Source organism: Bacillus sp. 196mf (assembly GCF_003217275.1).
Classification (GTDB): domain Bacteria; phylum Bacillota; class Bacilli; order Bacillales; family Bacillaceae_G; genus Bacillus_A; species Bacillus_A thuringiensis_S.
Map to the genome: position 1 here is coordinate 142,883 of NZ_QJTG01000009.1, position 24,357 is coordinate 167,239.

A 24,357-nucleotide genomic window follows, 5' to 3' on the forward strand; every position below is an offset into this window, starting at 1 on the left:
ATATTCGGTGGTTGGTTGTTATCCATGATTGGCATTATATTTGGCATTTGAATATTTGGCGGTATGACTTGTGGAATAACTACATTTTCTTTCGATACATTTGGTGACACTATATTCCCTACGTTTTCTTTCTTTACTTGTGGTGACACTATATTCCCTACGTTTTCTTTCTTCACTTGTGGCGATATTATATTCCCTATATTCTCTTTCTTCACTTGTGGTGACACTATATTCCCTACATTTTCTTTCTTCACTTGTGGTGACACTATATTCCCTACATTTTCTTTCTTCACTTGTGGTGACATTATATTTCCTACATTTTCTTTCTTGACTTGCGGTGACACTATATTCCCTACATTTTCTTTCTTCACTTGCGGCGTTATTATATTACCTACATTCTCTTTCTTCACTTGCGGCGATACTATATTATTTTTTTTCGTTTGCGGAGAAATGATATTGTTAGGTTTCATTTTACTAATTTGAGGAGCAATTAACTCGCTTCCTTTTTTTATTACATCTGAAATTTTATATTCTTTTTTCGGTTTTATTGGTGGTTGTGGCGGCTGTGGCAATACATTTACCGAAAACTTCGTGTTTTCTTTTTCCGCCGGTTTTTGTTTTTCTATCACAGGTGGTTTTTGAATAACAGACGGTTTTTCAATTGGTTTCTCTTTTTGAATTGGCTGTTCTTTTTGCACCTCTTTTTGCGGTTTCACCTGTACTTCTTTTTGCGGCTTTACCTGCATTTCCTTCTGCGGTTTTACTTGCACTTCTTTTTGTGTTTGTTGCATAGCTGGCTGCTGTGTAATTGGTGCTGATTGATACGTAACTTCTTCTTCATCTTCTATTCCAAGTGGAGTTGGTGTTGCTGCAAATTCTTTTTGTTGCACTTCTTTTACGTATTGCTTTGGAGGCGCTGAACCTGCTCCAGCCTGTTGTTTCATGTGAACACTCTTGGATGGCACTTTAATTTTCATACCTGGCATGATTAAATCTGGATTACTAAGTTGTGTATTTGTTTTTTTCAACGTATCAAAATCCACTCCGTACTTTTTCGCAATTTTCCAAAGGGTATCCCCTTTTTGCACGATATGAATTTTCAAATTTTCCCCCTCCTGTATAACTTATCTATAAGTAACAAATCTCATGAAGTAACTCTTTCTAAATAACATTAACTTCTTTTCACTTTTATCACTTCTTCGATTTTCAATATCATTCGAAGTGGAATAAGCATAAAGAACCACAATGATTTCTTCAAAACAATGTATGCCCATTTTGTTCTTGTTATGATTATATGTATGAAAAAAAGCAACGGGAATACCGTTGCTTTACACACGCTCTAACATACGATTTAATGCAAGAACCGCTTCTGCCGTTACTTGTTTATCTACGCTAATAACGTTAATTTCTTCTCCTCTTTCTATCGTTTCAAGTACCCATAATAAGTGAGGCAAATCAATTCGGTTCATCGTTAAGCATGGACACATAAATGGATTAAGTGAAACAATTTCTTTATCTGGATGTTGCTGAATAATTCGGTTCACTAAATTCATTTCTGTACCAATCGCCCATTTGCTACCAGATGGCGCCGATTCAATCATATCAATAATATACTTCGTTGAGCCTGCATAATCTGAAGCAGCTACCACTTCATAGCAACATTCTGGATGTACAATAATATTCATATCAGGATGATTTTTTCGTACGCTCTCAATGTTCTTCACTGTAAAATTTTGATGAACAGAACAATGCCCTTTCCATAAAATCACTTGAATTTCTTCTATATCCCCATCGTACTCTAATGAATCTGTGTGTGGGTCCCATACTGCCATTTTATCTAACGGGATACCTAAATCGTACGCTGTATTTCTCCCTAAATGTTGGTCTGGTAAAAAGACGAGACGCTCTTTTTGAGTAAACGCCCAAGATACCATTTGCTTTGCATTAGAAGAAGTTACTGTTGCTCCTCCGTTACGACCACAAAACGCTTTAATTGCAGCTGTAGAGTTCACATATGTTAACGGAATCATCGTATCTCCAAATAATTTCTTTAACTCTTTCCACGCTCTTTCTGTTTGTTCAATATCTGCCATATCCGCCATCGAACAACCTGCACGCATATCTGGTAAGATGACAACTTGATCATCTGTCGTTAACATATCTGCTGTTTCCGCCATAAAGTGCACCCCGCAAAACACAATATATTTTGCGTCTTTATTGCTCGCTGCAACTTGCGCAAGCTGAAGTGAATCCCCTGCTGCATCTGAAAATTGTACCACTTCATCTTTTTGATAATGATGCCCTGGAATGAATAACATTTTCCCCATCTTCTCTTTAATTTCACGAACACGCTTTTCCATATCTTCCGTTGACATCGTGTAATAAGGCTCTGGTAACATCGTTTCAATTGGCTGTACTTGTTCTAAAATACTCATATACGTTTCTCCCCCTCTAAGCCACTTTCCTTACCCTTTAATATTGAAACTAATATCAAGTGCTTTCACTGAATGTGTTAACGCTCCAAGTGAAATATAATCTACCCCTGTTTTTCCGTATTTTGATAAATCTTCAATTGTGATGCCCCCTGAAGCTTCTGTAACGATAGCGCTTGGTACAATTTTCGAAAACTCCCGGATTTCATCTGGCGTACGATTATCGAACATAATAATATCCGCACCAGCAGCAACAGCCTCTCTCACCTGTTCCTCAGTTTCTGTTTCTACTTCTACTTTCACCATATGTCCTAACTTTTCTTTCACTGATGTAACAGCTTTTGTAATAGAACCAGCAAACGCAATATGATTGTCTTTAATCATGACACCATCATATAAACCGAAGCGATGATTAAATCCACCACCACACACGACTGCATACTTATCAAACATACGTAGTCCTGGCATCGTTTTTCGCGTATCACAAATGCGAGTATGGCTACTATCTAAAGCAAGAACCGCTTTACGCGTCATCGTCGCTATTCCGCTCATACGCTGAATAACGTTTAATATAACGCGCTCTGCTGTTAATAACGATGCAATTGGCCCTTGCACAGTTGCAATGATTTCGCCTTTTTCTACAAGATCCCCATCTTTTTTATGAAGCTCTACTTCAATTCTCTCATCAATTAATTTAAATCCTGATTCAATTACTAAACGTCCTGCAAAGACCCCTGTATCCTTTGCAAGAAACGTTCCTTTCGAAAGTAAGTTATCTGGAAAAATAAGCTGAGATGTTACATCTCTTTCTCCTATATCTTCTAAAAAAAATCGATTTAATGCTTCTTTAACTTTTATCGTGTTCATAAAGCCCCTCTTCCCCTCATCACACAAGTTGTAGTTTTCTCTTTACTCGAACAATCTCTTTCTTTCCTATATTTCTATCTGGATAATCACTTCGGTAATGCCCGCCAATACTTTCTTCTCTTTGCAGGGCTGAAACAACTATAAGCTCACAAACTGTTAACATATTAATAAGCGTTATCTCTTCATTCGTAAGAACATCATGTTGTAATATCATATTTCGAACACCATACTTACTAAGCCATCTCTTCGCATAAGATAAACTTTGCTCTGTTCGCACAATCCCAACATATTTCATCATGCATTTTTGTATTTCTTCTTTCGTCGGTAAATGATTCAGAACGATAAACTTTGCTTCTTTGTCGGCTAGCATGTTCACCTTTTCTTTTGTCTCTCTAGATAAAATGTGCCTTCCGATTCTTCCTCCAAACACAAGACCTTCTAATAATGAATTACTCGCTAATCTATTTGCACCATGAACCCCATTACAAGCTACTTCTCCGACTGCGTATAGGTTCGGAATAGACGTCTCTCCATCACAGTTCGTTTTCACGCCACCCATGTGAAAATGAGTACCGGGCACGACTGGAATAAGGTTTTTATTTATATCGACTCCATTCGTTTTACATATCGATGACACGGTCGGAAAGCGTTGTTCAAAGTTTTGAATCATTTCGATGTTTAAGTACACTTTTTCACCCGCAAGTAGCTGTTCATGAATAGCCCTTGCGACTACATCACGAGGTGCTAGATCCTGTTCGGAATGTATATCCATCATAAAACGCTGCCCTTTGCCATTTATAAGGACAGCTCCTTCTCCGCGAACGGCTTCGGACACGAGGCCGGAACAACGCCCACCCGCGTATAACATCGTCGGATGAAATTGTATAAACTCTAAATCTACAAGCTCTCCGCCTGCACGGTACACCATTGCAAGTCCATCGCCTGTAATTGTCTCATCATTAGAAGTAAAGGCGTATAAACCGCCAATACCGCCTGAAGCTAACACCGTATAATCTGCATTGTAACGTTTCAGTTCTCCTTTATTGTTGCGAGTTAAAGCCCCAACACATTTATCTTTTTCTATAATAAAATCGAGCACCATTTCCTGTTCCACTACCGTAACGTATGGAGCTACTTCTTGAATAAGATGCTCTAATAAATTCTTTCCTGTTGCATCGCCACCTGCATGTAAAATACGACGTTTTCGATGCGCTCCTTCTTTTCCAAGATGAGGACCTGTTTCATCTCCATCAAATTTCATTCCTCTTTCAATAAGGTTATTAATTTCTTTCGGTCCTTCCTCGACTAAATAACGGACCACTTCTTCATTGTTATAACGACACCCTGCTACTAACGTATCTTCAAAATGATCATTAGGATTGTCATATGTAGCTACCGCTGCGGCAATTCCACCTTGAGCTAAATGTGTATTATTATTACGTTTCGTCTCCTTTGTGATAATAATCACATTCTTTTCGTGACAAATCTCTTTTGCAACACGAAGTGCCGCAACGCCACTTCCAATAATTAAGACATCTGCACTTGGCATAATTGTTGCCTCCTACTTTACACTTTCCAACTGTCTTGACACCTATATTTACATAGTTTTAAAATAATGACAAGAGTTTTTTTATAATTCTTATTTTCACTACCATTTAAAAAGTAAAAGAAATGTAACTCTTACTAGAGAGAGGAACTTACATGATGATATATCTTGACTATGCAGCTACTACACCTATGAGCGAGGAAGCGTTACAAACATATATGAAAGCAGCTTCGCAATACTTCGGAAATGAACAAAGTTTACATGATATTGGAGGAACAGCTTCTTCTTTATTACAAGTTTGCCGAAAAACATTTGCAGAAATGATTGGAGGCAAAGAACAAGGAGTATTTTTCACAAGCGGTGGATCGGAATCGAACTATCTTGCGATTCAATCACTTCTAAATGCCCGAAATAAGAAGCATATTATTACGACACCTATGGAACATGCATCCATTCGAAGTTATTTTCAATCTCTAAAATCAAAAGGCTATACGATCACTGAAATTCCTGTTGATAAAAGCGGACTCATTTGTTTAGTAGATTTAGAGGCAGCTATTACAGAGGATACTGTGCTAGCAAGTATACAGCATGGAAACTCTGAAATCGGAACCGTTCAAAACATTACAGAAATCGGTGCACTTTTAAAAACATATAATGTTTTATTTCATACGGATTGTGTGCAAACATTTGGTAAACTGCCTATCCATGTTTTTGAGATGGGGATTGATAGTCTTTCTGTTTCAGCACATAAAATATACGGCCCAAAAGGTGTCGGCGCTTGCTACATAAATCCGCAATCTCGCTGGGAACAAGTATTTCCAGGAACTTCTCACGAAAAAGGATTTCGCCCAGGTACAGTGAACGTTCCCGGCATCGCATCTTTTTTAACAGCTGCTGAAAATATATTAAAAACTCAATGGGAAGAAAGTTTACGTTTTAAAGAGTTACGATCCTACTTTTTAGAGCAAATACAAACACTTCCGCTAGAAATTGAAGTAGAAGGTCATTCTACTTCTTGTTTACCACATATTGTTGGGGTTACAATAAAAGGAATAGAAGGTCAATATACTATGCTAGAATGTAATCGTCATGGTATTGCCATTTCCACCGGAAGTGCTTGCCAAGTCGGTAAACAAGAACCTTCGAAAACTATGCTTGCAATTGGAAAAACGTATGAAGAGGCCAAACAATATGTCCGCTTCTCTTTCGGACAACAAACAACGAAAGATCAAATTGATACTACTATTCATGCACTACACACAATTGGAAATCAATTTTATAGAGGTGTTAAATCATAATGAAACAAAATGAACAAAAAAAGATTTTAGGTGAAGAAAGACGACAGCTTATCCTCCAGTGGCTTCTTGCTGCAAATGAACCGTTATCGGGGAATGAACTATCGAAAAAGACGAACGTAAGTAGACAAGTTATCGTGCAAGATATTTCCTTGCTTAAAGCACGAAACGAACCAATTATTGCGACTGCTCAAGGTTATTTATATTTAAAGCCACAAGAGAAGCAACAAACTTTCGAACGCGTAATTGTATGCCAACATAAACCAGCAGAAGTACGTCAGGAACTCACAACGCTTGTTGACCATGGTGTTACGATTAAAGACGTAAAAGTTGAGCATCCTGTATACGGCGACTTAACAGCATCCATTATGGTAAGCAATCGCTTTGATGTAGAGCAATATTTACAAAAAATCGAAAACACAAATGCTTCCTATCTTTCACAACTAACAGATGGTATTCACTTACATACAATCGAGGCAGATTCTAAAGAAAAATTAGATGCTGCTTGTGAGGCGTTAGATAAAGCAGGATTTCTCGTTTATTAATGTAAAGCACAGAGTTTTTATCATTCTCTGTGCTTTTTTAATGCTATAATATTGTAATCAATCGTAAAGGAGATCAAATATGGGAATTGAACTCGTTCACTTTAGCATTGGCAAACCGAAACAAATGAAATATGGCGAAGATAAAGAAATGATTACCGGTATATGTAAAGAACTTACCGAAGAAGCTTTCCTATCAAAAGATGGCTTCCTTGGTGATGATGTAGCAGATTTAAAACACCACGGTGGACCTGATCGCGCAGTTTGTGTGTACTCACACGAGCATTACGCACTATGGGAAAAAGAATTTCAAACAACACTTCCAGCTTCCGCATTTGGCGAAAACATTACCGTAACAAATATGTTAGAGCATGATGTTTGCATCGGAGATACATACAAATTAGGTGAAGCGATTATTCAAGTGACACAAGCGCGCGTACCTTGTAGCACAATTTCAAAACGTCTTGGCATCCCTGGCATACTGCCGCGTATTGTAGCAACTGGATTTACTGGTTACCTATGCCGTGTTCTTCAAGAAGGTACTGTACGTAAAGATTCTAAAATTACATTACTAGAACGTCAGCCGAGCAATGTTTCTGTTTTGTTCTCTAACGAAATTTATTTTCATAATAGAAAAGATAAAGATGGCATTGAAAAAATTCTTGCTGTTCCAGAACTAGCTGATATTTGGCGTGGTCAGTTAGAAGATCGTCTTGCGAAGTTAAAATAAAGTGAAACTTTAATCAGCCCTCACCAATCAGGCTGCCCGGCAAATAGCGGGATAAAGAATCCCACCTTTTGCAGGTGGGATTTTATTAATCTATCAAAAAATATACTAGGCAATGAAATGATATGGACGATTAGACAAATACAAATATTCCATCTACATCTTACAACCAATAAGAAGAATAGCTCCCCAGTACAGTAACAGAAAAACCGAGCGCTTCAAGTTCCATCGTTACACCTGGTAACAATACGTCATCGTATGCTTTATCGACATCGATTAAGAAAAAGTAATTTCCAAGACCTGTTTTCATCGGACGCGATTCGATTTTTGATAAGTTTAATTTTCTCCATGCGAAAGCTGATAACACTTGATATAGGGCACCTGCATAATCTGCAGGTAACGTTATCATAAGCGTCGTTTTCTCTCCGCGGTTTTCTCCGTTATTCGGGAGTATTGCTTTCTTTTTCTTATGAAGTACTAGGAAACGTGTGTGATTATTTTTATGCGTATGAATACTACGTCTTACAATTGTTAATCCGTATTTTTCTGCAGCTGCTTCATTTGCAATAGCAGCAATTTTTTCTTCAGGATGTTCTTTCACATATTGCGCAGCGGCACTTGTGGATGTCATATCTCGAACAGTTACTCCTTTTAATTCTTCATTTAAAAACTTATGGCACTGTGCAATGGCATGCGGATGAGAATGCACCGCATATACTTCATCCCACACTTCTGCATACTGCGGATGTACAAGTAAATGCTGCTGAATTGGTACTGTAATTTCTCCTACAATAGAAAGCGGCTGCTCATGTACAAGATAATCAACCGTTATATTCACTGAACCTTCTATTGCATTTTCTAACGGTACGACTGCGAAGTCTACATTTTCATTTGCAGCTGCATCTATACAATCTGGAATCGTTCGATACGGTACATGATCTGCTTCCGGAAAAAAACGACTCACCGCCATATTTGTAAATGTTGCTTCTGGTCCTAAATATCCTACTCGAATCATCGTCTTTTCCCCTCTTTTTCGTTTTCTTACTGTTATACCATACTTTTTTATATTCTTCTATGTAAATTTCGAATATTAAAAAAAAGACTAGCATTTGCTAGTCTAAATGTTTCTTATATTCTCTTTGAGCGAAAAAGAAATAAATGATACATGCTACGATATAAAACAGAATGAACAAACCTACTTTTTTTAATGATCCATCCATAAAAAAAGTATTATGAAACGTATATAACGCAACTGCACTATGCATACTCCCTACTATAATTGGCGCAAAAAATAGCATACATAATTGCCAACGAGAAATTTTCCATACTTCTTCCTTCGTCATTCCAAGTTTAGAGAGTGCACCATACTGCTTTCGGTCCGATGCAATATTATGGAACCATTTAAAATACACGATACTACATGAAGTAAGAAAGAATAATATACTAATAAACGAGCCCACAAATAGAGTAATATCGCCGCCTTCTTTCATACTTACATATAACTCCATATTACTTCGAAATGCATTATTATTATCTTGTTTCATATGTTTCCGTAAATCTTCGTTCAATTTCTTCGTCTTTTCGATATTTGATAATGTGTAGCCTCTATATATCATCTTTTCAGAATCAGGAACCTTATTTGCTATATTGTCAAAGTCTTCATCATTCATAACGAAGAACAGACCATTAATGTACGAAGGGTGATAGTTAAATTGAACCCCTTCTTTCTGACCGTTAAATACGAATTGATATGGTTGATTCATTACTTGCAATTGAATCTCTTTTTGATTATATACATTCGAATTATTGTATTTATTATAATAAACGAGTGTCACTGTATCTTTTTTAGGATGATATGTTTTCTGTTTTTGTTTCCTCGCTTCTTGGTTATAATCACTTTCTTTTATAAGCGGTGCTATTGTTGTTTCTCCTTTATTAGACTGAAAGGATGCATACACTCCAACAAAACTCATATATTGAAAATCATCATACCCATATTGATTCAGTAATTTTTCAACCGCACCTTCTTCAAAGACTTCATAAGTAGAAATACCTTTTTCTATGTACGAAAACGAGTGTACCCCTCCCGTTCGCCACATATCTTGCATGCTAGAAAAATACAAGAACACCGTACCTGTTGCCGTAACTACAAACGTCGTTGCCATAGACATCAGAAAGAAAAAGCGACCATTTTCCTTCATTCGATGTGACAATTGATTCACTATAAATAAATACGGATATGTATACATAATCTTTTTATTTCGCTTTATCATTTCTAACACTTGGGTAGCTCCATGCGCGAAAGAAAAGTACGTTCCAAAAAAGACAAGTATAGACACAGGGAAAAAGTATATTGCTATCGTAGCCATCGTCACTTGTAGCGCTAACGCATATCCTATCCCTAAACAAATAAAGCCGAATATACAAAGCCACTTTGATGTTTTCTTCTCTTTTTTATCTGTTCGAAATTCTTTCAATAACCGAATGATTTTTATATTCCATATACGTAAAGCACTTATAAAAGATAACAGAATAAAAACGACCATATATGTAATAAATGTTACACCAATCGCACTTACGTCAAATATAACAGGGAGTTCTTTCGGAAGCCCCAGTAACATACTAAACACCATGAAGAAGAGCTTTAAAAAGATCAAGCCCAGCCCTATACCGAAAATATTAGCAAAAATTCCAATTAATATTTGCTCGGTCATAATTACTCCTATTACGTTAGACTTCGTTGCTCCCATTAACATATATAACCCTAGTTCTTTCTTACGTGCTTCTATGAAAATAGAAGTAGAGTACAAAATAAATATGACGAAAAAAGAAATAATTATAACATTACATATGATAAGTCCCCAGCGTACGTTTTGATACCACATCGTCTCTTGCATATACGGATGTACAATGATAGACATATATGCAAAAGATGCAAATATTGCAAAACAACTACTTAAGAAAAACACTTTATAATTACGCCAATTTCCTTTTATATTTTGCAGCGCTAGTTGCCGAATGTTCATCTATCTTCCTCCTGTAACTTACTACATAGGCAAAAAGCTAGAGGTTCCCCTAGCTTTTTACGTGTTTTAAATATCCTCTTTGCGCGATCATAAAGTAAATGGCAGAAGCTAAAATGTATGCTCCAATTACAAGCGCACCTGATTTCCACAAATTAATATAAAGCATTTTCCCTAACGTATGAAGAGCAAATCCACTATGAATTGAACCGATTAAAATTGGTATAAAGAAGATAACTCCCATTTGTCGAATCGCAATTTTGCGAATTTCTTTATCTGTCATACCGATTCTCTTTAACGATTTAAATTGAATACGATCTTGTTCTTTATCGTTAAACCATTTAAAGTATGTCATACTACAAGCGAAGAAGAAGAATAGTACCGCCACGAAGAAACCGATGAACATTGTAATCGCTCCACCTTCTCTTATATCCTTATACGCAAACACTGAATTTCTCAATTCTCCTTGCTTTTCTGGTGCAATTTCATTTTTCAAATCTAATACAAGATCTTCTGTACTTTTCCAATCCTCAATATAATAACCGTAATATTTCGTCTTTTCTTCATCTGGTACAAGTTTTGCATACTTCTCAAAATCTTGATCATTTACAACGAGATATTCACTATCATTAAAAACAGAAAATGAAGTTGGGCTATTTAACTGAACAGACTGCTTTTGTCCGTTAATTGTAAATTCATACGGTTTCGTACGGTCTATCTTCATCAGTTCATTTGCCATATCGACCATAACCATCGTTGCACTGCCTGGTGCATTATGAACTTCTGTAACTTGCTCTCTCTTTTGTTCACGCACTTCTGCATTATATTCTTTTTCTGAAATAATCGTCATCGGTACTTCATGTTCACTATTAAACAACGTTATTTTCTGTGTTGCCGGTAGTTTAACGTAGGTTACTTTTCGCGCATCTTCAAACCCGTGTCTCTTCACAAGCTGCTGTACCTTTTCTTCATTAATAAGGTTATGCGTATTTAACCCCTTTTCCTCATATGAAATAGCATGTGGAGTTTTGACTACCGTTTTATAACTCATATCCTCAAAATATACGTAAAGCGTGCCAACTGCCGAGGATACAACCGCCGTAATAATAGAAATTACAAATAGAAAACGAGCATTATCTTTCATTTTATAAATAAGGTTACTAAGGACGAACATATTTGGGTACGTATAAAAAGATTGTTTTCGTTTTTGCAATGCTTTTAATACGACTGTACTACCTTGTGTAAATAGTAAATACGTTCCGCCAATTGTCAGTCCTACCACCGGTAAAAAGAGGATGAGGAAATTCAGAAACGTTACTTGGAAGCTAAGTACATACGCAGCAATAATACATCCTATACCAACTACACATAACCATGTAAATGCAAACGGCTCTACTTTTTGCTTTCTTGCTTCTCTTAATAAATCAATAATTTGCAAGCGCCCGACTGTCCAAACACTAAACAATGATAGGATTAAAAATAGAATAAAGTATACACCAGCTGTAATAAGAATTGCTTTACTATTCCAAACGAGTGGAAGTGTCTTATCTATTTTCAATAATACGCTTAACGCTTGGAAAAATAATTTTGAACAAAGCATTCCAGCCCCAATACCAACTACAATTGCAATACTACCTAACATCAGTTGCTCTAATATAATCATTCGGCCGAGCTGCGATTTCGTTCCGCCAATTAATGTTAGTAGACCAAACTCTTTTTTTCTTGCTCGTAAAAACGTTGAATTTGCATATAAAATAAAGAGTGCCGAGAAGATGACCACAATATAATTCATCGATTCTAATCCTTTTGTGATCATCTTCCTCATACTAATATTACCGCTTACGACATCTGGATGATAAATAAAAGAAGCATACATGAAAAATACGACAATCGATAAACAACTACTTATAAGAAACGCTTTATAGTTACGCCAATTTCCTTTTACATTATTAAGCGCGAGCTGGCGAAAGTTCATGATACTCTCCTCCTAGCATCGCAAGTACGTCCAGAATTTCTTGGAAAAAGGCTTGTTTCGTTCTTCCTTTATGTATTTCCGAGAAAATTTCTCCATCGCGTATGAAAAGGATACGTTCACAATAACTAGCCGCTACTGGATCGTGCGTAACCATTGCAATCGTTACTTTCTTTTGCTCGTGTAAATCTTGCAGAGCGCCCATTAGCGATTTCGCTGACTTCGAATCTAAGTTTCCAGTTGGCTCATCTGCTAAAATTAACGTCGGTTCATGAATGATTGCTCTCGCTGCTGCTGCACGTTGTTGTTGTCCCCCAGATACTTCGTATACTTTTTTATTTAAAATTTCTTCGATGTTTAAAAACTTCGCAATTTCCAGTACTTTCGCATCGATTTCATTTACAGATTTCTTCGCCATTACAAGTGGTAAAATAATATTTTCTTTAATGGATAACGTATCAAGTAAATTAAAATCTTGAAAGATGAACCCTAAATGTGTACGGCGAAACTCCGCTAATTTTGCAGCACGCATTTGATTAATTTCTTCACCATTTACAAGCACATGACCTGAAGTTTGCTTATCAATTGTTGCTAATAAATTTAAAAGCGTCGTTTTCCCGCTTCCTGAAGGACCCATAATCCCTACAAATTCGCCTTCTTCTATTTTAAAATTTATATCGTTTAAAGCAGTCGTCGCTACTGAACCTTTTGATTGGTACACCTTCGTTAATCCTTTTACTTCAAGAACACTCATTTCTAATCCCCCTATGTGTTTTCTTCTTACATTTACTATAAGAAAAATAAGAAAAAGAAACGAGTGATTTCCCTTACAAAACGTTTTGTTATCTTACAGTTTTGTCATTTTTCTCATTAATGTATGATACTCTTCATCTTTTGCAAATTGGAACGTGAATGTTGTTCCTTCTCCTTCAGCCGATTGAACATATATTCCATGATGTAAATTATCGCAAATTTCCTTCGTAATATATAAGCCCATCCCAGTCGCTTCTCTCGTTTTACGTCCATTTATTCCCGTAAAGAATGGATCAAATATGCGCTTTACGTCTTGCTCTGGAATACCAATTCCATTGTCCTTAATATGTAATAACACCTTTTGATTTTTCTCTTCAATTTGAAATTGAATTTCTTTTTTCTCTGCCGCTGAAATTTTTGTATACTTGATTGCGTTTACAACAATTTGACCTATAGCAATACTCAGCCATTTTCTATCAGATGCAACCATACAAGTATCTTCTTCAAACATCACTTTCGGAAATACAGACGATTGAATGAAGGATTTTCGATTTTCATTAATAATACCTCGCACGACATCTATAACATTTACTACTTCTACTTTATAATCCTTCGCAAACTGCTCTAGCCTTGCCATATGTAACGCTAAATCTAAACCATTTAGTATACGGTTATTTTCTTCACGAATACTTTCAACTGTTGCTCTTGCCTCACGATGCTCCTTGCCAAACTTCTGCAACAATAATTCAATAACAGATACTGGTGTTTTCATTTGGTGAATCCATTGGTTCATAAATATCATTTGCTGTTGCTCTTTCGCATGCTGTTTATGAACTTCATTCATATATTGCTGTCTTAATAACGTAAAAGATTCAACGACCATTTCTTGCTCTAATGTATAAGATTCATCAATAAGTAAAGAGTCATGTAATGTATTTCCGCCAGTAACATACTTTTTGATACTCTTTAAAAACACACTCCGTTTTCGGTAATCGTAAATGAGGTATACAGTAAACACAACTGTTCCTAATAAAAGTCCATATAACCACGTACTCCAATCAATGGATTTCTTTTCTAAAAGACTTTGCAACTGCAAAACAAGCCCAAATAAACAAAGGCTAACAATATAAGAAAGTATTAAAGAAAAGCGGTCCATGAGGTAATTTTTAACCTTCATGCCCTTCGCCCCACTCTGTAAGAAGCGCATAACCATATCCACGTTTCGTTACAATTGCATTTTTAATGCCTAGCTCTTCTAGTTTCTTCCTTACACGTTTTACATTTACGGTTAATGTATTATCATCCACAAATGCTACTTCATCCCATAGAGCTTCTAACAGTTCTTCACGCGTTACATATTGATTCACCTGTTTCATTAAACACTCTAATAAGTAAAACTCATTTTTTGTCAGTTCAGTTTGTTGTCCCTGCCACTCAACGATATGCTGGGACGGGAATAACAACAGTCCATTTACACCTAAACAATCACTCTCAGCAGCAGAGGCATACTCTCCATAGCCACGGCGAAGCGCACTCTTCACCTTTGCCATTACGATATCTAAATGGAATGGCTTCGTAATATAATCATCGCCGCCATTTTCAATCGCCATTACTTGATCCATTTCCCCTGTTCTTGCAGAAACAAAAATAATCGGCGCATTCGATACAGTACGAATTTGACGACACCAATAAAAACCGTCAAAGTACGGTAAATTAATATCAAGTAACACAAGATGAGGATTTATTTTTACAAACTCATCTTTTATATGACGTAAATCACTTGCTCTAAATGATTGATAGCCATACCTTTCTAAATGCTCCTCTAATATTCCCGCAATTTTCTCATCGTCTTCTACAATTAATATTTTATACATGTTCTTTTTCTCCCCATAAAAGAATTCTTCTACATTTACTCCTTTTTCCATTATAAATTGAAAATTTAATTAGTGGGGATTTTTTCCTATATAAATCCGATTTTTACGATATAAAAAAAGACTGCCGTATTTCGGCAGTCTTAATCGATAAATTCAAATTCATATTCAAGAATTTTCACAATATCTCCGTCTTTTGCACCACGTGCACGAAGCGCTTCATCAATACCCATTCCGCGCATTTGACGAGCGAAACGACGTATAGATTCATCACGTGAGAAGTCTGTCATCTTGAATGTTTTCTCGATATCGTAACCAGAGATAACAAACGTGCCATCACTTTCACGTGTAATTTCAAATTTAACACCTTCAGTATCAAATTTGTACATTACACTTGTATCAGACTCATCCGCAACTTCATGTATTGGGAATTCTGGTGTTGTTTCTATTAAGTTTGCTACTTCAAACAGTAAGTCACGAACACCTTGTCTTGTTACAGCTGAGATTGGGAAGATTTTTACTTCGTCTCCCACTTTCTCTTTAAATGCTTGTAAGTTTTCTTCTGCATCTGGCATATCCATTTTGTTTGCAACAACAACTTGTGGACGCTCAGTTAAGCGAAGATTGTATTCTTTCAATTCATTATTAATCGTTACGTAATCTTCATATGGCTCACGGCCTTCTAAACCAGACATATCAATAACATGCACGATTACACGTGTACGCTCAATATGACGTAAGAATTGGTGTCCAAGTCCGACGCCAGCATGTGCGCCTTCAATTAGTCCTGGAAGGTCAGCCATAACGAAGCTGCGGTTATCACCAGTTTCAACAACACCAAGATTCGGAACGATTGTTGTGAAGTGATACTCTGCAATTTTCGGACGCGCTGATGATACAACAGATAATAATGTAGATTTACCTACACTTGGGAATCCAACAAGTCCAACGTCTGCTAGTACTTTAAGTTCTAGAATGACATCACGCTCTTGACCTGGTTCCCCGTTCTCAGCGATTTCTGGCGCTGGGTTCGTAGCTGTTGCAAAACGTGAGTTACCACGGCCACCACGGCCACCTTTTGCAATTACAGCAGTTTGTCCATGCGTTACTAAATCGGCAAGAATTTGACCAGTTTTTTCATCTTTTACTACTGTTCCTGGCGGAACCTTTACAAGTAAATCTTCAGATTTACGCCCGTGCTGACCTTTACTCATTCCGTGCTGACCGCGATCAGCTTTGAAATGACGTTGGTAGCGGAAGTCCATTAATGTACGTAAGCCTTCCTCAACTACGAAAACAACATCTGCACCTTTACCGCCGTCACCACCTGCTGGGCCACCTTTAGGAACATACTTCTCACGACGATACGCAACCATACCGTTACCACCGTCGCCGCCTTTTACATATATCTTGACCTGATCTACAAACATTATTTCACCACACTTTTTTCAATTGGTTGTAATATAACTGAGACTTCTTCGTCTCGCACTGTATAAGAAATGGAATACCATTTATTGTTTTGGATCGCAAGCCAATTTTGTAGTTCTTCTACACTCGTTAGCTTACCACGAAAATCAAAAAAGAAACGAGCATTCTCCGCGTCACATTCAATTGTGATACAAACATAATTTTCAACATATACGTCTAAACTATGCTGAAGCATTGAGAAAAATTGATTCGTCCATGTACATACAGTCTCATCTAAGTGAGATAAGTTATGTAATTTCCCTAATACTTCGTACTCCAATAAGCACGGCTGCTGTTTCCAATTATATGTTAAAATCCACTCTGAAAATAAAGGCATTGATAGCCCCATCAGATTGGATTCTTGTCTCGCTTCTTGGACAAAACGATCGATGAGACTATGAATTTCTTCCACTTTTCCAAGTGAAAGGTTTCCTTTCACCATCTGCATACGATTGAGCCAATCATGTCTTGAATGGCGCAATGCATCTATAATTGTCCATTTTTCATTCATTTAGATACCCCTTAATATAGAAAAACTCTAACCTGCACTCAGGTTAGAGTTTTCCGTGAGTTCTTATGCTTCTTGAGCAACAGGATATACGCTCACTTGTTTGCGGTCACGGCCAAGACGCTCAAAGCGTACTACGCCGTCAACTTTCGCGTATAAAGTGTCATCGCCACCACGACCAACGTTAACACCTGGATAAATTTTTGTACCGCGTTGACGGTAAAGAATTGAACCACCTGAAACCGTTTGACCATCTGCGCGTTTAGCACCAAGACGTTTTGACTGAGAGTCACGACCGTTCTTTGTACTACCTACACCTTTCTTAGATGCGAAAAACTGAAGATCTAATCTTAACATACGTTACACCTCCTGCACTTTTTCTATTAAACGGATATACTTTCCGTAATCAAGTTCGATCGTCTTAAGCGAAACAACCAATCCTTCTAAAAGTATCTGTGCTTTTTCTGCTGCATGAACGTCTAAATCATTAGGCAATTCATACGTTAAGAATCCGCCATCACTTCCGAGTTCAATAGTTGCCTGCACATTACAAAGTTCTTCCACTGCATTTATAGAACCAAACACAACCGCTGTAGTTCCAGCACAGACAAGGTCTTGTCCATGTGGCGCATAATCGGCATGTCCAGTCATTTTAAATGATTGGATACTTCCTAATTTCGTGCGACTTATCGTAATTTTAATCATGTTAACCAGAATTAAGCGTTGATAGCTTCAACAACTAGCTTAGTGTAAGGTTGACGATGACCTTGTTTCTTACGATTGTTCTTTTTCGCTTTGTATTTGAAAACGATGATTTTCTTAGCGCGACCTTGTTTTTCAACTTTCGCAGTAACTGTTGCACCTTCTACAACTGGGCTACCAACTTTAACGTTTTCGCCACCAACGAAAAGAACTTTGTCAAAAGTAACAGTTTCACCAGCTTCAACATCTAATTTTTCAATGTAGATTGCTTGACCAGCTTCAACTTTAATTTGTTTTCCACCTGTTTCGATAATTGCGTACATACTTGCACCTCCTCTTAATTACTAAGACTCGCCAAAAACGAGGTAGACATAAATGCCTTTAGGGAACCTGTCTTGTGCGGTTGTAGCATATAGCCGTTTAGGTGCTATAAACTATAACATAAAGATGTTACCATAATTCATTGAGTATTGTCAATGAATCTTCTACTAACTATTTTTTCCGTTCTACAATTTCTTTTTTACTTCCAAAACGGATAATAGCGTACTTTTCGATAATATCATCTTTGAAATAAATTTCAAATGGAATATTTTTTTGTAATTCTTTTTGCAAAAATTGTTTTTGCAGTTCTTTAGGCGCAGCGATTAATACTGCCTCATCCTCTATGTTGCCATATGTGATTAATTCTCTCTCTAGCTCATACGCAATTGTTTCATACGACATTACATAACCCGTCGCTTTGCAAGATACACACTCTTCTAGTAATACGTCACGTAAAGAATGTTTTTTACGTTTTCGTGTCATCTCCAAAATTCCTAACTCAGTAAATCCAAGTACTCTTGTATAAGTACGATCATCTTTCATAGCAGCTATGAGACATTCTCTTACCTTTTCTTTATCTTCTCTTTTTTTCATATTAATAAAATCAATTAATATCATACCACCAATATCACGAAGTCTTAATTGGCGTGCAATTTCTTCAGCTGCCATCTCATTTGTGCGAAGTACTGTATCTTGTAAATTTTGTTTTCCAGTAAACTTGCCCGTATTCACATCAATTACAGTCATCGTCTCCATTTGCTCTACAATTAAATAAGCACCATTTGGAAGCCACACAATTTTTTGGAGTGCTTTCTCAATTTCACGCTCTATTCCAAAATGGTTAAACATCGAAGACTTTTCATTATAAAAAGATACTTTTTCTTTTCCAACTTTGTCTTCTAACTCTTTTACTATACTTCTTGTATCTACAACTACTTTTTCAATTGTTTCAATTGGATTCTCTTGAAATACACGATCTAAAAAGGTCGCCGGTCGATGAAGTAATAACGGCGCCTTTCCTTGATCCTCTTTTCTTTTTAACTCTTCATACAACTGTTGTAACCCTTGCATTTCAGCTTGTATTTCTTCAATTTCCCCTTTTTCAGAAGCAGAGCGGAAAATGTAACCTCCCGTTCCTTCTACTTCAATTTCAAGTAACTGTTGTCTTCTTTTATTATTTTTTATTTTCCGAGAAACAGCTCGCATCTCATCAAACGGCATATAAACGACATATTTCCCGGTAAATTCTATATTCGCTGTCAATTTAGGCCCTTTCGTATCAATTGCCTCTTTCACAACCTGTACGAGTATCGCTTGCCCTTCATGTATACGATAAGAAGGTGGTACATCATCGTATGAAAGATACGCATGTTTTTCTAAAACTATATTTACAAAAGCTGCGTTCATTCCAGCAATTGTTCTTACGATACGTCCAACATAAATATGCCCAACAATCTCTTGCTCTTCATTACGTTTCCATAAAAACTCAACAATCTTTTTCTTCTCTTCAATTGCAACGCGCTTTTCCGAACCAGCGTAATTCACATATAACGTTTTCAAAATTATTTCCTCACTTTATAATCTTCTTTGCTTTTACAATAATAAAAGGTTAGTGCTATCGTCAACACTAACCGATTAATTCTTCAACTGATGAGGTTGTTCGTTTTTCAGTAAAATATGCATAGAGCAATTCATTTTCATCCAATGTGTAATGCTCTTTATATTTTCCACGGACGATAATAGAATGCTTATATCCTCTACGAAATTTTGTGAATATCTTATATAAATGATCTTCTGATTGCACTTCAATAGGTGCAATCTTTTCAATCCCTCTTTTATTTCCATAATAACGTTCTAATAAAAAACGCATAAATGCATACCGTCTTTGTTTCCACTCTTGATATAACGACACTGCCAAAAATATGAGTAGTACCCACATCATAATATTGTTACTATTCCAGAGCAACTGCCATCCTAATATTACACCAAAAAAAACACATGACAATTTCATCATCTTTTCATGTGCTTGTAAATAAGGAAAACGATATGATAGTATATTAAACAATACTTTCCCGCCATCTAACGGCCAAATAGGGAGTAAATTAAACGCTAAAATAATTATATTATTCCACATAAAGAAATAATATAAATCTGCATTCAACCAACCGGCTTCAAACAACATATAACCTACCAGCATCATCCAAACATGTTGAATCGGCCCTGCAATTACGACAACAAGTTCCTCTTTCAATGACTTATTACCATGTTCCTCAAGCTCGGCCACGCCACCAAACGGCAAAAGCTGAATTCTTTTTATACGCCAATTATAGTGTGCTGCTGCAATAGCATGCCCAAGTTCATGAATAAGAACGATACAAAATAACAGTAGTAACTCTTTAAAACGTGCAGTAAAAATACCAATGACAATAATAACCCAAAATAATGGATGCACGGAAATTTTCGTCAAAACGTCTCTATATTTAATCAAATGATATCACCTGGATCGGATCAATAAATTTTTCATTCTTTTTTATCGCGAAATAAAACTTTCCATTTTTATCATTTGTATCATTACTCACCGTTCCAATTTTTTGTTTCTTTGAAACGTAATCATATAATTTCACTGACATATCGTTTAAGTTTGCATACCATGACTCCGTACCATCTGCATGTTGAATTTGAACTGTATTTCCAAGTTCCTCTTTCTTACCCGCAAAAACAACTAATCCTTCATTCACTGACTCAACCGTTGCATTTGTAGCTGTTTGGACAAATACACCTTGGCCATTTTTTTGAAACCCTTGCATTACCTTTCCAGAAGCGGGAATTGCATAATCTTTTTGCTGAATACTTCCTTCTTTTTTCTCGTTTGGCGAATAGAATACGAGCGGTTTTCCAAATTGCTTTTCGTACCATTTCGCTACAGTAGCAAACTGAAATTCCTCTTTCATCACTTTTTCTGTAACAGCTTTAGCTCCATTGAATGAAGAAGGAGCATTCTTATATAAAATAGCAACCGAAAGAACTAATATGGCCGATAATAAAACTTTGAAGAAAAAGACTTCCTTTCGAAATAAAGGATGCATTTCCTTTTCTCCATCTTCAATAACTACTGTTTCGCTATCAAAATTCCCTCCGGTAAAATACTGTTCTTCCTCCATCCTTTCTTGCTCGGCCTTCCTTTTTGCAATCCGCTTTTTAATTTCTTCTACGCGTCTATTCTTCATACTGTCTCCTTTCTTTCGTTAAGCTAATTTCAATAGAAACAGTTGTATACAGTTTGTACATATGTATGAGCTAAGAAAGAAAGATATTCGTGTGAAGAAAAAAGAAAGCACCTCGCATATGTGCGAAGTGCTCTTAACGGATTCCAAAGAAGTTTTTCACCTTTGCAAATACCGATACCTTTTCTTGTTCAAATGCTTGTAATGGTACATTCTCACCTAACAAGCGTCTTGCAATATTACGATAAGCCAACGCTGCTTTTCCGCTTGGTTGCAACGCCACAGGTTCACCTGTATTTGTAGCTCGAATAACTTCATCGTCATCTTCGACAACACCAAGAAGCTCAATTGACAATGTACGTACAATTTCATCAACATCTAACATATCCTGTTCATGAAGCATATGACTACGTACACGGTTAATAACAAGTTTCGGTGGTTCAATATCCTCTTTTTCTAAAAGCCCAATAATACGATCCGCATCGCGCATTGAGGATACTTCTGGAGTCGTAACAACGATTGCTTTATCCGCACCAGCTACCGCATTTTTAAATCCCTGCTCAATCCCCGCAGGACAATCGATTAATATGTAATCATAATCTTGACGTAATACTTGTATTAATTCATCCATTTGTTCAGGTGTTACCGCTGATTTATCACTCGTTTGTGCTGCAGGTAATAAATAAAGATCATCAAAACGTTTGTCTTTAATAAGAGCCTGAGGTAAACGGCAACGCCCTTCAACGACATCAACAAGATCAAATACAATACGATTTTCCAGCCCCATTACTACGTCTAAATTTCGAAGACCGATATCTGTGTCAATTAAGCACACTTTCTTTCCAGATAACGCTAGGGCCGTACCAATGTTCGCAGATGTAGTAGTTTTACCTACTCCGCCTTTTCCAGATGTAATTACTATTGCCTCTCCCACAGCTATACAATTCCCCTTTCTAACTTTGTTAAATTAGGTCTAAGATGAGTGAGAAGTTGCAGGCGATCGACAACAATGTGATTGTTCTCATTAATATACGCACATTCTGCCGCCTCCGCTCCGTCTTCTTTCTCTTCCGGAGCCCGCATTGCCACATCACTAATTCGAAGTTGCATCGGGTTCATAACAGATGCAGCGATTACAGCATCTGAATCCCCATAATACCCAGCATGTGCAATTCCTCTTAATGATCCTACGACAAAAATATTCCCCCCAGCGATAACCGTTCCGCCTGGATTAACATCTCCAATTAACAACAAATTTCCTTTTACATGTAAAACTTGTCCAGAGCGAACAATTTTGGAAATAGGGACAATTTCTGTTTCTTCTTTCCAAGCTATTGCTTCTGCTTTAGTGATAACATCACTTTCAATTGAATCCACAACAAGATTCTTTTTATTACGAATTAACGTACGAATCTCTTCTTGTTGGACTTCTGTTAAATAACGATTTCCTACTTTCACATGCACTTCAATTAAAGAGCGCCCATCACCATCGTAGTAATGTGTAGAAAGTTTTTCGTCTAATTCCATCAATAATTCTGAGAATGAACAACAATCATCTAAATGAAGCGTTATCCCATCTTTTGTCCCTTTTATCGTTACATTTTGTTGCTTTTTTTCTTCCACTAAAGTTCACCCCACCGATTCAATTCGACATAAAATTAGAAAATCCTTTTTTCTTTTTCTTCCATCGCTTTTGAAAGACGCACTATATATCGTCTCAGTGGGAAACAAACTATCAATAAGAAAATAGCATTTAACAATAAAGTAGAAAGGAGACGATCTGTGAAAAAGACATGCGCTGGCATATGAGTACGTCCTAACAAAGTTAAGAAGCCATACACATAATACTCTAGTGCTACAATGCTAGCTAATATGATAGAAACAACAATAAATAAATTCAATTGTAATACTTTCATCACACTATAAACTAAATAAGCTAAAATCGGATAAGCAAAAATATATATCCCGACAAGTTCTGTGTATACGGTATCAAATAAGAAGCCAAATAATAGTCCGTAATAAATCCCTTGGACCGGACTATAATACACTGTAATAAAACATAAGACGATTATAAAGAAATGCGGTGCTGCTATACTGTCTTTCCAAAACACATCCGTTGGAACAACAGTAGCAAACATATTTTCAAATAGAAACACAAAAAGGAGCAAAAGAGGAAGAGCTGCTCTTTTTAATATCTTCATCATCTCTTCTTCTCCTCCTATTCTAATGGCGCTGAAGGTGTTGCACGTTTAGCAACCGTAATATGCTCTACGTCATTTAAATCAGCGGCAGGTTTTACATAAGCTGTTTTTGTTAAGCCATATGCATCCGGCTGAACATCAACGATTTTTCCAATTACAAGACCTTTCGGGAAAATATCACCAAGTCCAGATGTTACAACTAGTTGATCTTTTTCTACCGGTGCATCAGAGCCAATCTTTGTGAAAAGAAGTAATTGTTTTTCTTTGTCATAACCTTCAATCAAACCAAAGATTTTCTCTTGCCCTTGTACAATAGCAGAAACGCGATTTGTTCGGCTCATAGAACTTAGTAATTCTACTGATGATGTAAACTGAGATACACTTTTCACTCTTCCAACTAACCCTTGTGAAGTTACTACAGCCATATCTTTTTTAATTCCTTGCTGTGCCCCTTTATCAATTCCAATTAAATCGTACCATTTATCTGGATTACGAGAAACAACAGTAGCTGGAATTTCAGTATACCCGCTATTTAACTCTTTTTTACCAGTTAGCTCTTGTAGCTTCTTGTTATCATCTTCTAGTTGTTTTACTTTCCCTGATAGACCTGCATAATTATCTAATTTTGCTTTTAATTCTTTATTCTCTTCATACGTGCGCTTTACATCTTCTACATTTTCGAAGAATCCAGCTACGTATTTCGCTGGCTTTTGGAATACACGTTCTACAACACCCACAGTGTCTTTAACAAACTGCTCTGGCCATGTTAAACTGTTCCGTTCTTTCAATGAGATTCCAATCAATGCCACGAGAAGAATAATACTAACCAACAAAACAATTAATCTTTTGTTTAAGAAAAACTGTGGCACGTTCACACCCTCTTAATTTCACTGATTTTTATTTTGC

General features: G+C 36.7%; 24 protein-coding genes, 1 pseudogene and 1 other annotated feature. Of the genes and pseudogenes, 3 read left to right on the plus strand and 22 right to left on the minus strand.

Annotation, left to right across the window (positions count from 1 at the left end; translation table 11 throughout):
• From exsA to nadB, 4 genes and pseudogenes are all read right to left on the minus strand, one after another.
• Positions 1–1,103 (minus strand): annotated as a pseudogene (gene exsA, locus ATL10_RS15305) (spore coat assembly protein ExsA); the annotation flags it as partial.
• A gap of 225 nt (positions 1,104–1,328) precedes the next feature.
• A complete protein-coding gene (gene nadA, locus ATL10_RS15310) occupies positions 1,329–2,435 on the minus strand; it encodes a quinolinate synthase NadA (RefSeq protein ID WP_090977005.1) in 1,107 nt (368 codons plus the stop codon).
• A 30-nt stretch (positions 2,436–2,465) separates the two neighbouring features.
• Positions 2,466–3,299 carry a carboxylating nicotinate-nucleotide diphosphorylase gene (gene nadC / locus ATL10_RS15315; protein WP_090977002.1) on the minus strand — a complete coding sequence of 278 codons (834 nt, stop codon included), beginning with the start codon at positions 3,297–3,299 and terminating at the stop codon, positions 2,466–2,468.
• Positions 3,300–3,318: 19 nt separating this feature from the next.
• A complete protein-coding gene (nadB, locus tag ATL10_RS15320; RefSeq protein WP_090977000.1) occupies positions 3,319–4,848 on the minus strand; it encodes an L-aspartate oxidase in 1,530 nt (509 codons plus the stop codon).
• Between the two features lie 152 nt (positions 4,849–5,000).
• Here nadB and ATL10_RS15325 point away from each other — a divergent pair, with 152 nt between their 5' ends.
• The 3 genes from ATL10_RS15325 (at position 5,001) to ATL10_RS15335 (ending at position 7,412) form a co-directional block, all read left to right on the plus strand.
• Complete coding sequence (locus ATL10_RS15325) at positions 5,001–6,143, plus strand: IscS subfamily cysteine desulfurase (RefSeq protein ID WP_069356236.1); 1,143 nt, start codon at positions 5,001–5,003, stop codon at positions 6,141–6,143.
• The gene (locus tag ATL10_RS15330) at positions 6,143–6,685 is read left to right on the plus strand and encodes a transcription repressor NadR (protein ID WP_053563610.1); all 543 of its coding nucleotides are present in this window, start codon (positions 6,143–6,145) and stop codon (positions 6,683–6,685) included. Before ATL10_RS15325 ends, ATL10_RS15330 begins: the two co-directional genes overlap by 1 nt.
• 79 nt (positions 6,686–6,764) lie before the next feature.
• Positions 6,765–7,412, plus strand: a complete 648-nt coding sequence (locus ATL10_RS15335) for an MOSC domain-containing protein (protein ID WP_090976998.1) — start codon at positions 6,765–6,767, stop codon at positions 7,410–7,412.
• Between the two features lie 160 nt (positions 7,413–7,572).
• Here the strand turns inward: ATL10_RS15335 and pheA are convergent, their stop codons facing one another.
• The 18 genes from pheA to mreC all read right to left on the minus strand — a co-directional run bounded on the left by pheA (position 7,573) and on the right by mreC (position 24,320).
• Positions 7,573–8,424 carry a prephenate dehydratase gene (gene pheA, locus ATL10_RS15340; protein ID WP_000621693.1) on the minus strand — a complete coding sequence of 284 codons (852 nt, stop codon included), beginning with the start codon at positions 8,422–8,424 and terminating at the stop codon, positions 7,573–7,575.
• Positions 8,425–8,521: 97 nt separating this feature from the next.
• Positions 8,522–10,435: an ABC transporter permease gene (locus tag ATL10_RS15345; RefSeq protein ID WP_090976996.1), complete on the minus strand. Its 1,914-nt coding sequence runs from the start codon at positions 10,433–10,435 to the stop codon at positions 8,522–8,524.
• Between the two features lie 49 nt (positions 10,436–10,484).
• Positions 10,485–12,407: an ABC transporter permease gene (locus ATL10_RS15350; protein ID WP_075718177.1), complete on the minus strand. Its 1,923-nt coding sequence runs from the start codon at positions 12,405–12,407 to the stop codon at positions 10,485–10,487.
• Positions 12,382–13,158, minus strand: coding sequence for an ABC transporter ATP-binding protein (locus tag ATL10_RS15355; RefSeq protein ID WP_000114529.1), 777 nt, complete (start codon positions 13,156–13,158; stop codon positions 12,382–12,384). The genes ATL10_RS15350 and ATL10_RS15355 overlap by 26 nt, the downstream gene beginning before the upstream one ends.
• A 93-nt stretch (positions 13,159–13,251) precedes the next feature.
• Positions 13,252–14,334, minus strand: coding sequence for a HAMP domain-containing histidine kinase (locus tag ATL10_RS15360; RefSeq protein ID WP_000865403.1), 1,083 nt, complete (start codon positions 14,332–14,334; stop codon positions 13,252–13,254).
• The gene (locus ATL10_RS15365) at positions 14,324–15,031 is read right to left on the minus strand and encodes a response regulator transcription factor (protein ID WP_002082113.1); all 708 of its coding nucleotides are present in this window, start codon (positions 15,029–15,031) and stop codon (positions 14,324–14,326) included. The genes ATL10_RS15360 and ATL10_RS15365 overlap by 11 nt, the downstream gene beginning before the upstream one ends.
• Before the next feature lie 140 nt (positions 15,032–15,171).
• A complete protein-coding gene (gene obgE / locus ATL10_RS15370) occupies positions 15,172–16,458 on the minus strand; it encodes a GTPase ObgE (RefSeq protein WP_000497130.1) in 1,287 nt (428 codons plus the stop codon).
• Entirely contained in the window at positions 16,458–17,006 is a 549-nt protein-coding gene (locus ATL10_RS15375; protein ID WP_110497107.1) for a sporulation initiation phosphotransferase B, read from the minus strand. Before ATL10_RS15375 ends, obgE begins: the two co-directional genes overlap by 1 nt.
• 63 nt (positions 17,007–17,069) lie before the next feature.
• Complete coding sequence (gene rpmA / locus ATL10_RS15380; RefSeq protein ID WP_000944957.1) at positions 17,070–17,360, minus strand: 50S ribosomal protein L27; 291 nt, start codon at positions 17,358–17,360, stop codon at positions 17,070–17,072.
• 3 nt (positions 17,361–17,363) lie between these two features.
• The gene (locus ATL10_RS15385) at positions 17,364–17,708 is read right to left on the minus strand and encodes a ribosomal-processing cysteine protease Prp (RefSeq protein ID WP_002094147.1); all 345 of its coding nucleotides are present in this window, start codon (positions 17,706–17,708) and stop codon (positions 17,364–17,366) included.
• Positions 17,709–17,719: 11 nt separating this feature from the next.
• Positions 17,720–18,028, minus strand: coding sequence for a 50S ribosomal protein L21 (gene rplU, locus ATL10_RS15390; RefSeq protein WP_000270907.1), 309 nt, complete (start codon positions 18,026–18,028; stop codon positions 17,720–17,722).
• Positions 18,029–18,042: 14 nt separating this feature from the next.
• Positions 18,043–18,120 (minus strand) — a sequence feature (ribosomal protein L21 leader region).
• Between the two features lie 77 nt (positions 18,121–18,197).
• Positions 18,198–19,586: an Rne/Rng family ribonuclease gene (locus ATL10_RS15395; protein ID WP_110497109.1), complete on the minus strand. Its 1,389-nt coding sequence runs from the start codon at positions 19,584–19,586 to the stop codon at positions 18,198–18,200.
• Between the two features lie 67 nt (positions 19,587–19,653).
• Entirely contained in the window at positions 19,654–20,514 is an 861-nt protein-coding gene (spoIVFB, locus tag ATL10_RS15400; RefSeq protein WP_000599064.1) for a stage IV sporulation intramembrane metalloprotease SpoIVFB, read from the minus strand.
• On the minus strand, positions 20,507–21,253 hold the full coding sequence (spoIVFA, locus tag ATL10_RS15405) for a stage IV sporulation protein SpoIVFA (RefSeq protein ID WP_000797475.1): 747 nt from the start codon (positions 21,251–21,253) through the stop codon (positions 20,507–20,509). The genes spoIVFB and spoIVFA overlap by 8 nt, the downstream gene beginning before the upstream one ends.
• A gap of 133 nt (positions 21,254–21,386) precedes the next feature.
• A complete protein-coding gene (gene minD, locus ATL10_RS15410; RefSeq protein ID WP_000503309.1) occupies positions 21,387–22,184 on the minus strand; it encodes a septum site-determining protein MinD in 798 nt (265 codons plus the stop codon).
• Positions 22,185–22,186: 2 nt separating this feature from the next.
• Positions 22,187–22,873, minus strand: coding sequence for a septum site-determining protein MinC (gene minC, locus ATL10_RS15415; RefSeq protein ID WP_000391521.1), 687 nt, complete (start codon positions 22,871–22,873; stop codon positions 22,187–22,189).
• Positions 22,874–22,908: 35 nt separating this feature from the next.
• Positions 22,909–23,454 carry a rod shape-determining protein MreD gene (mreD, locus tag ATL10_RS15420; RefSeq protein ID WP_000975765.1) on the minus strand — a complete coding sequence of 182 codons (546 nt, stop codon included), beginning with the start codon at positions 23,452–23,454 and terminating at the stop codon, positions 22,909–22,911.
• Between the two features lie 14 nt (positions 23,455–23,468).
• The gene (gene mreC / locus ATL10_RS15425) at positions 23,469–24,320 is read right to left on the minus strand and encodes a rod shape-determining protein MreC (RefSeq protein ID WP_001135487.1); all 852 of its coding nucleotides are present in this window, start codon (positions 24,318–24,320) and stop codon (positions 23,469–23,471) included.
• Between the last annotated feature and the right edge of the window lie 37 nt (positions 24,321–24,357).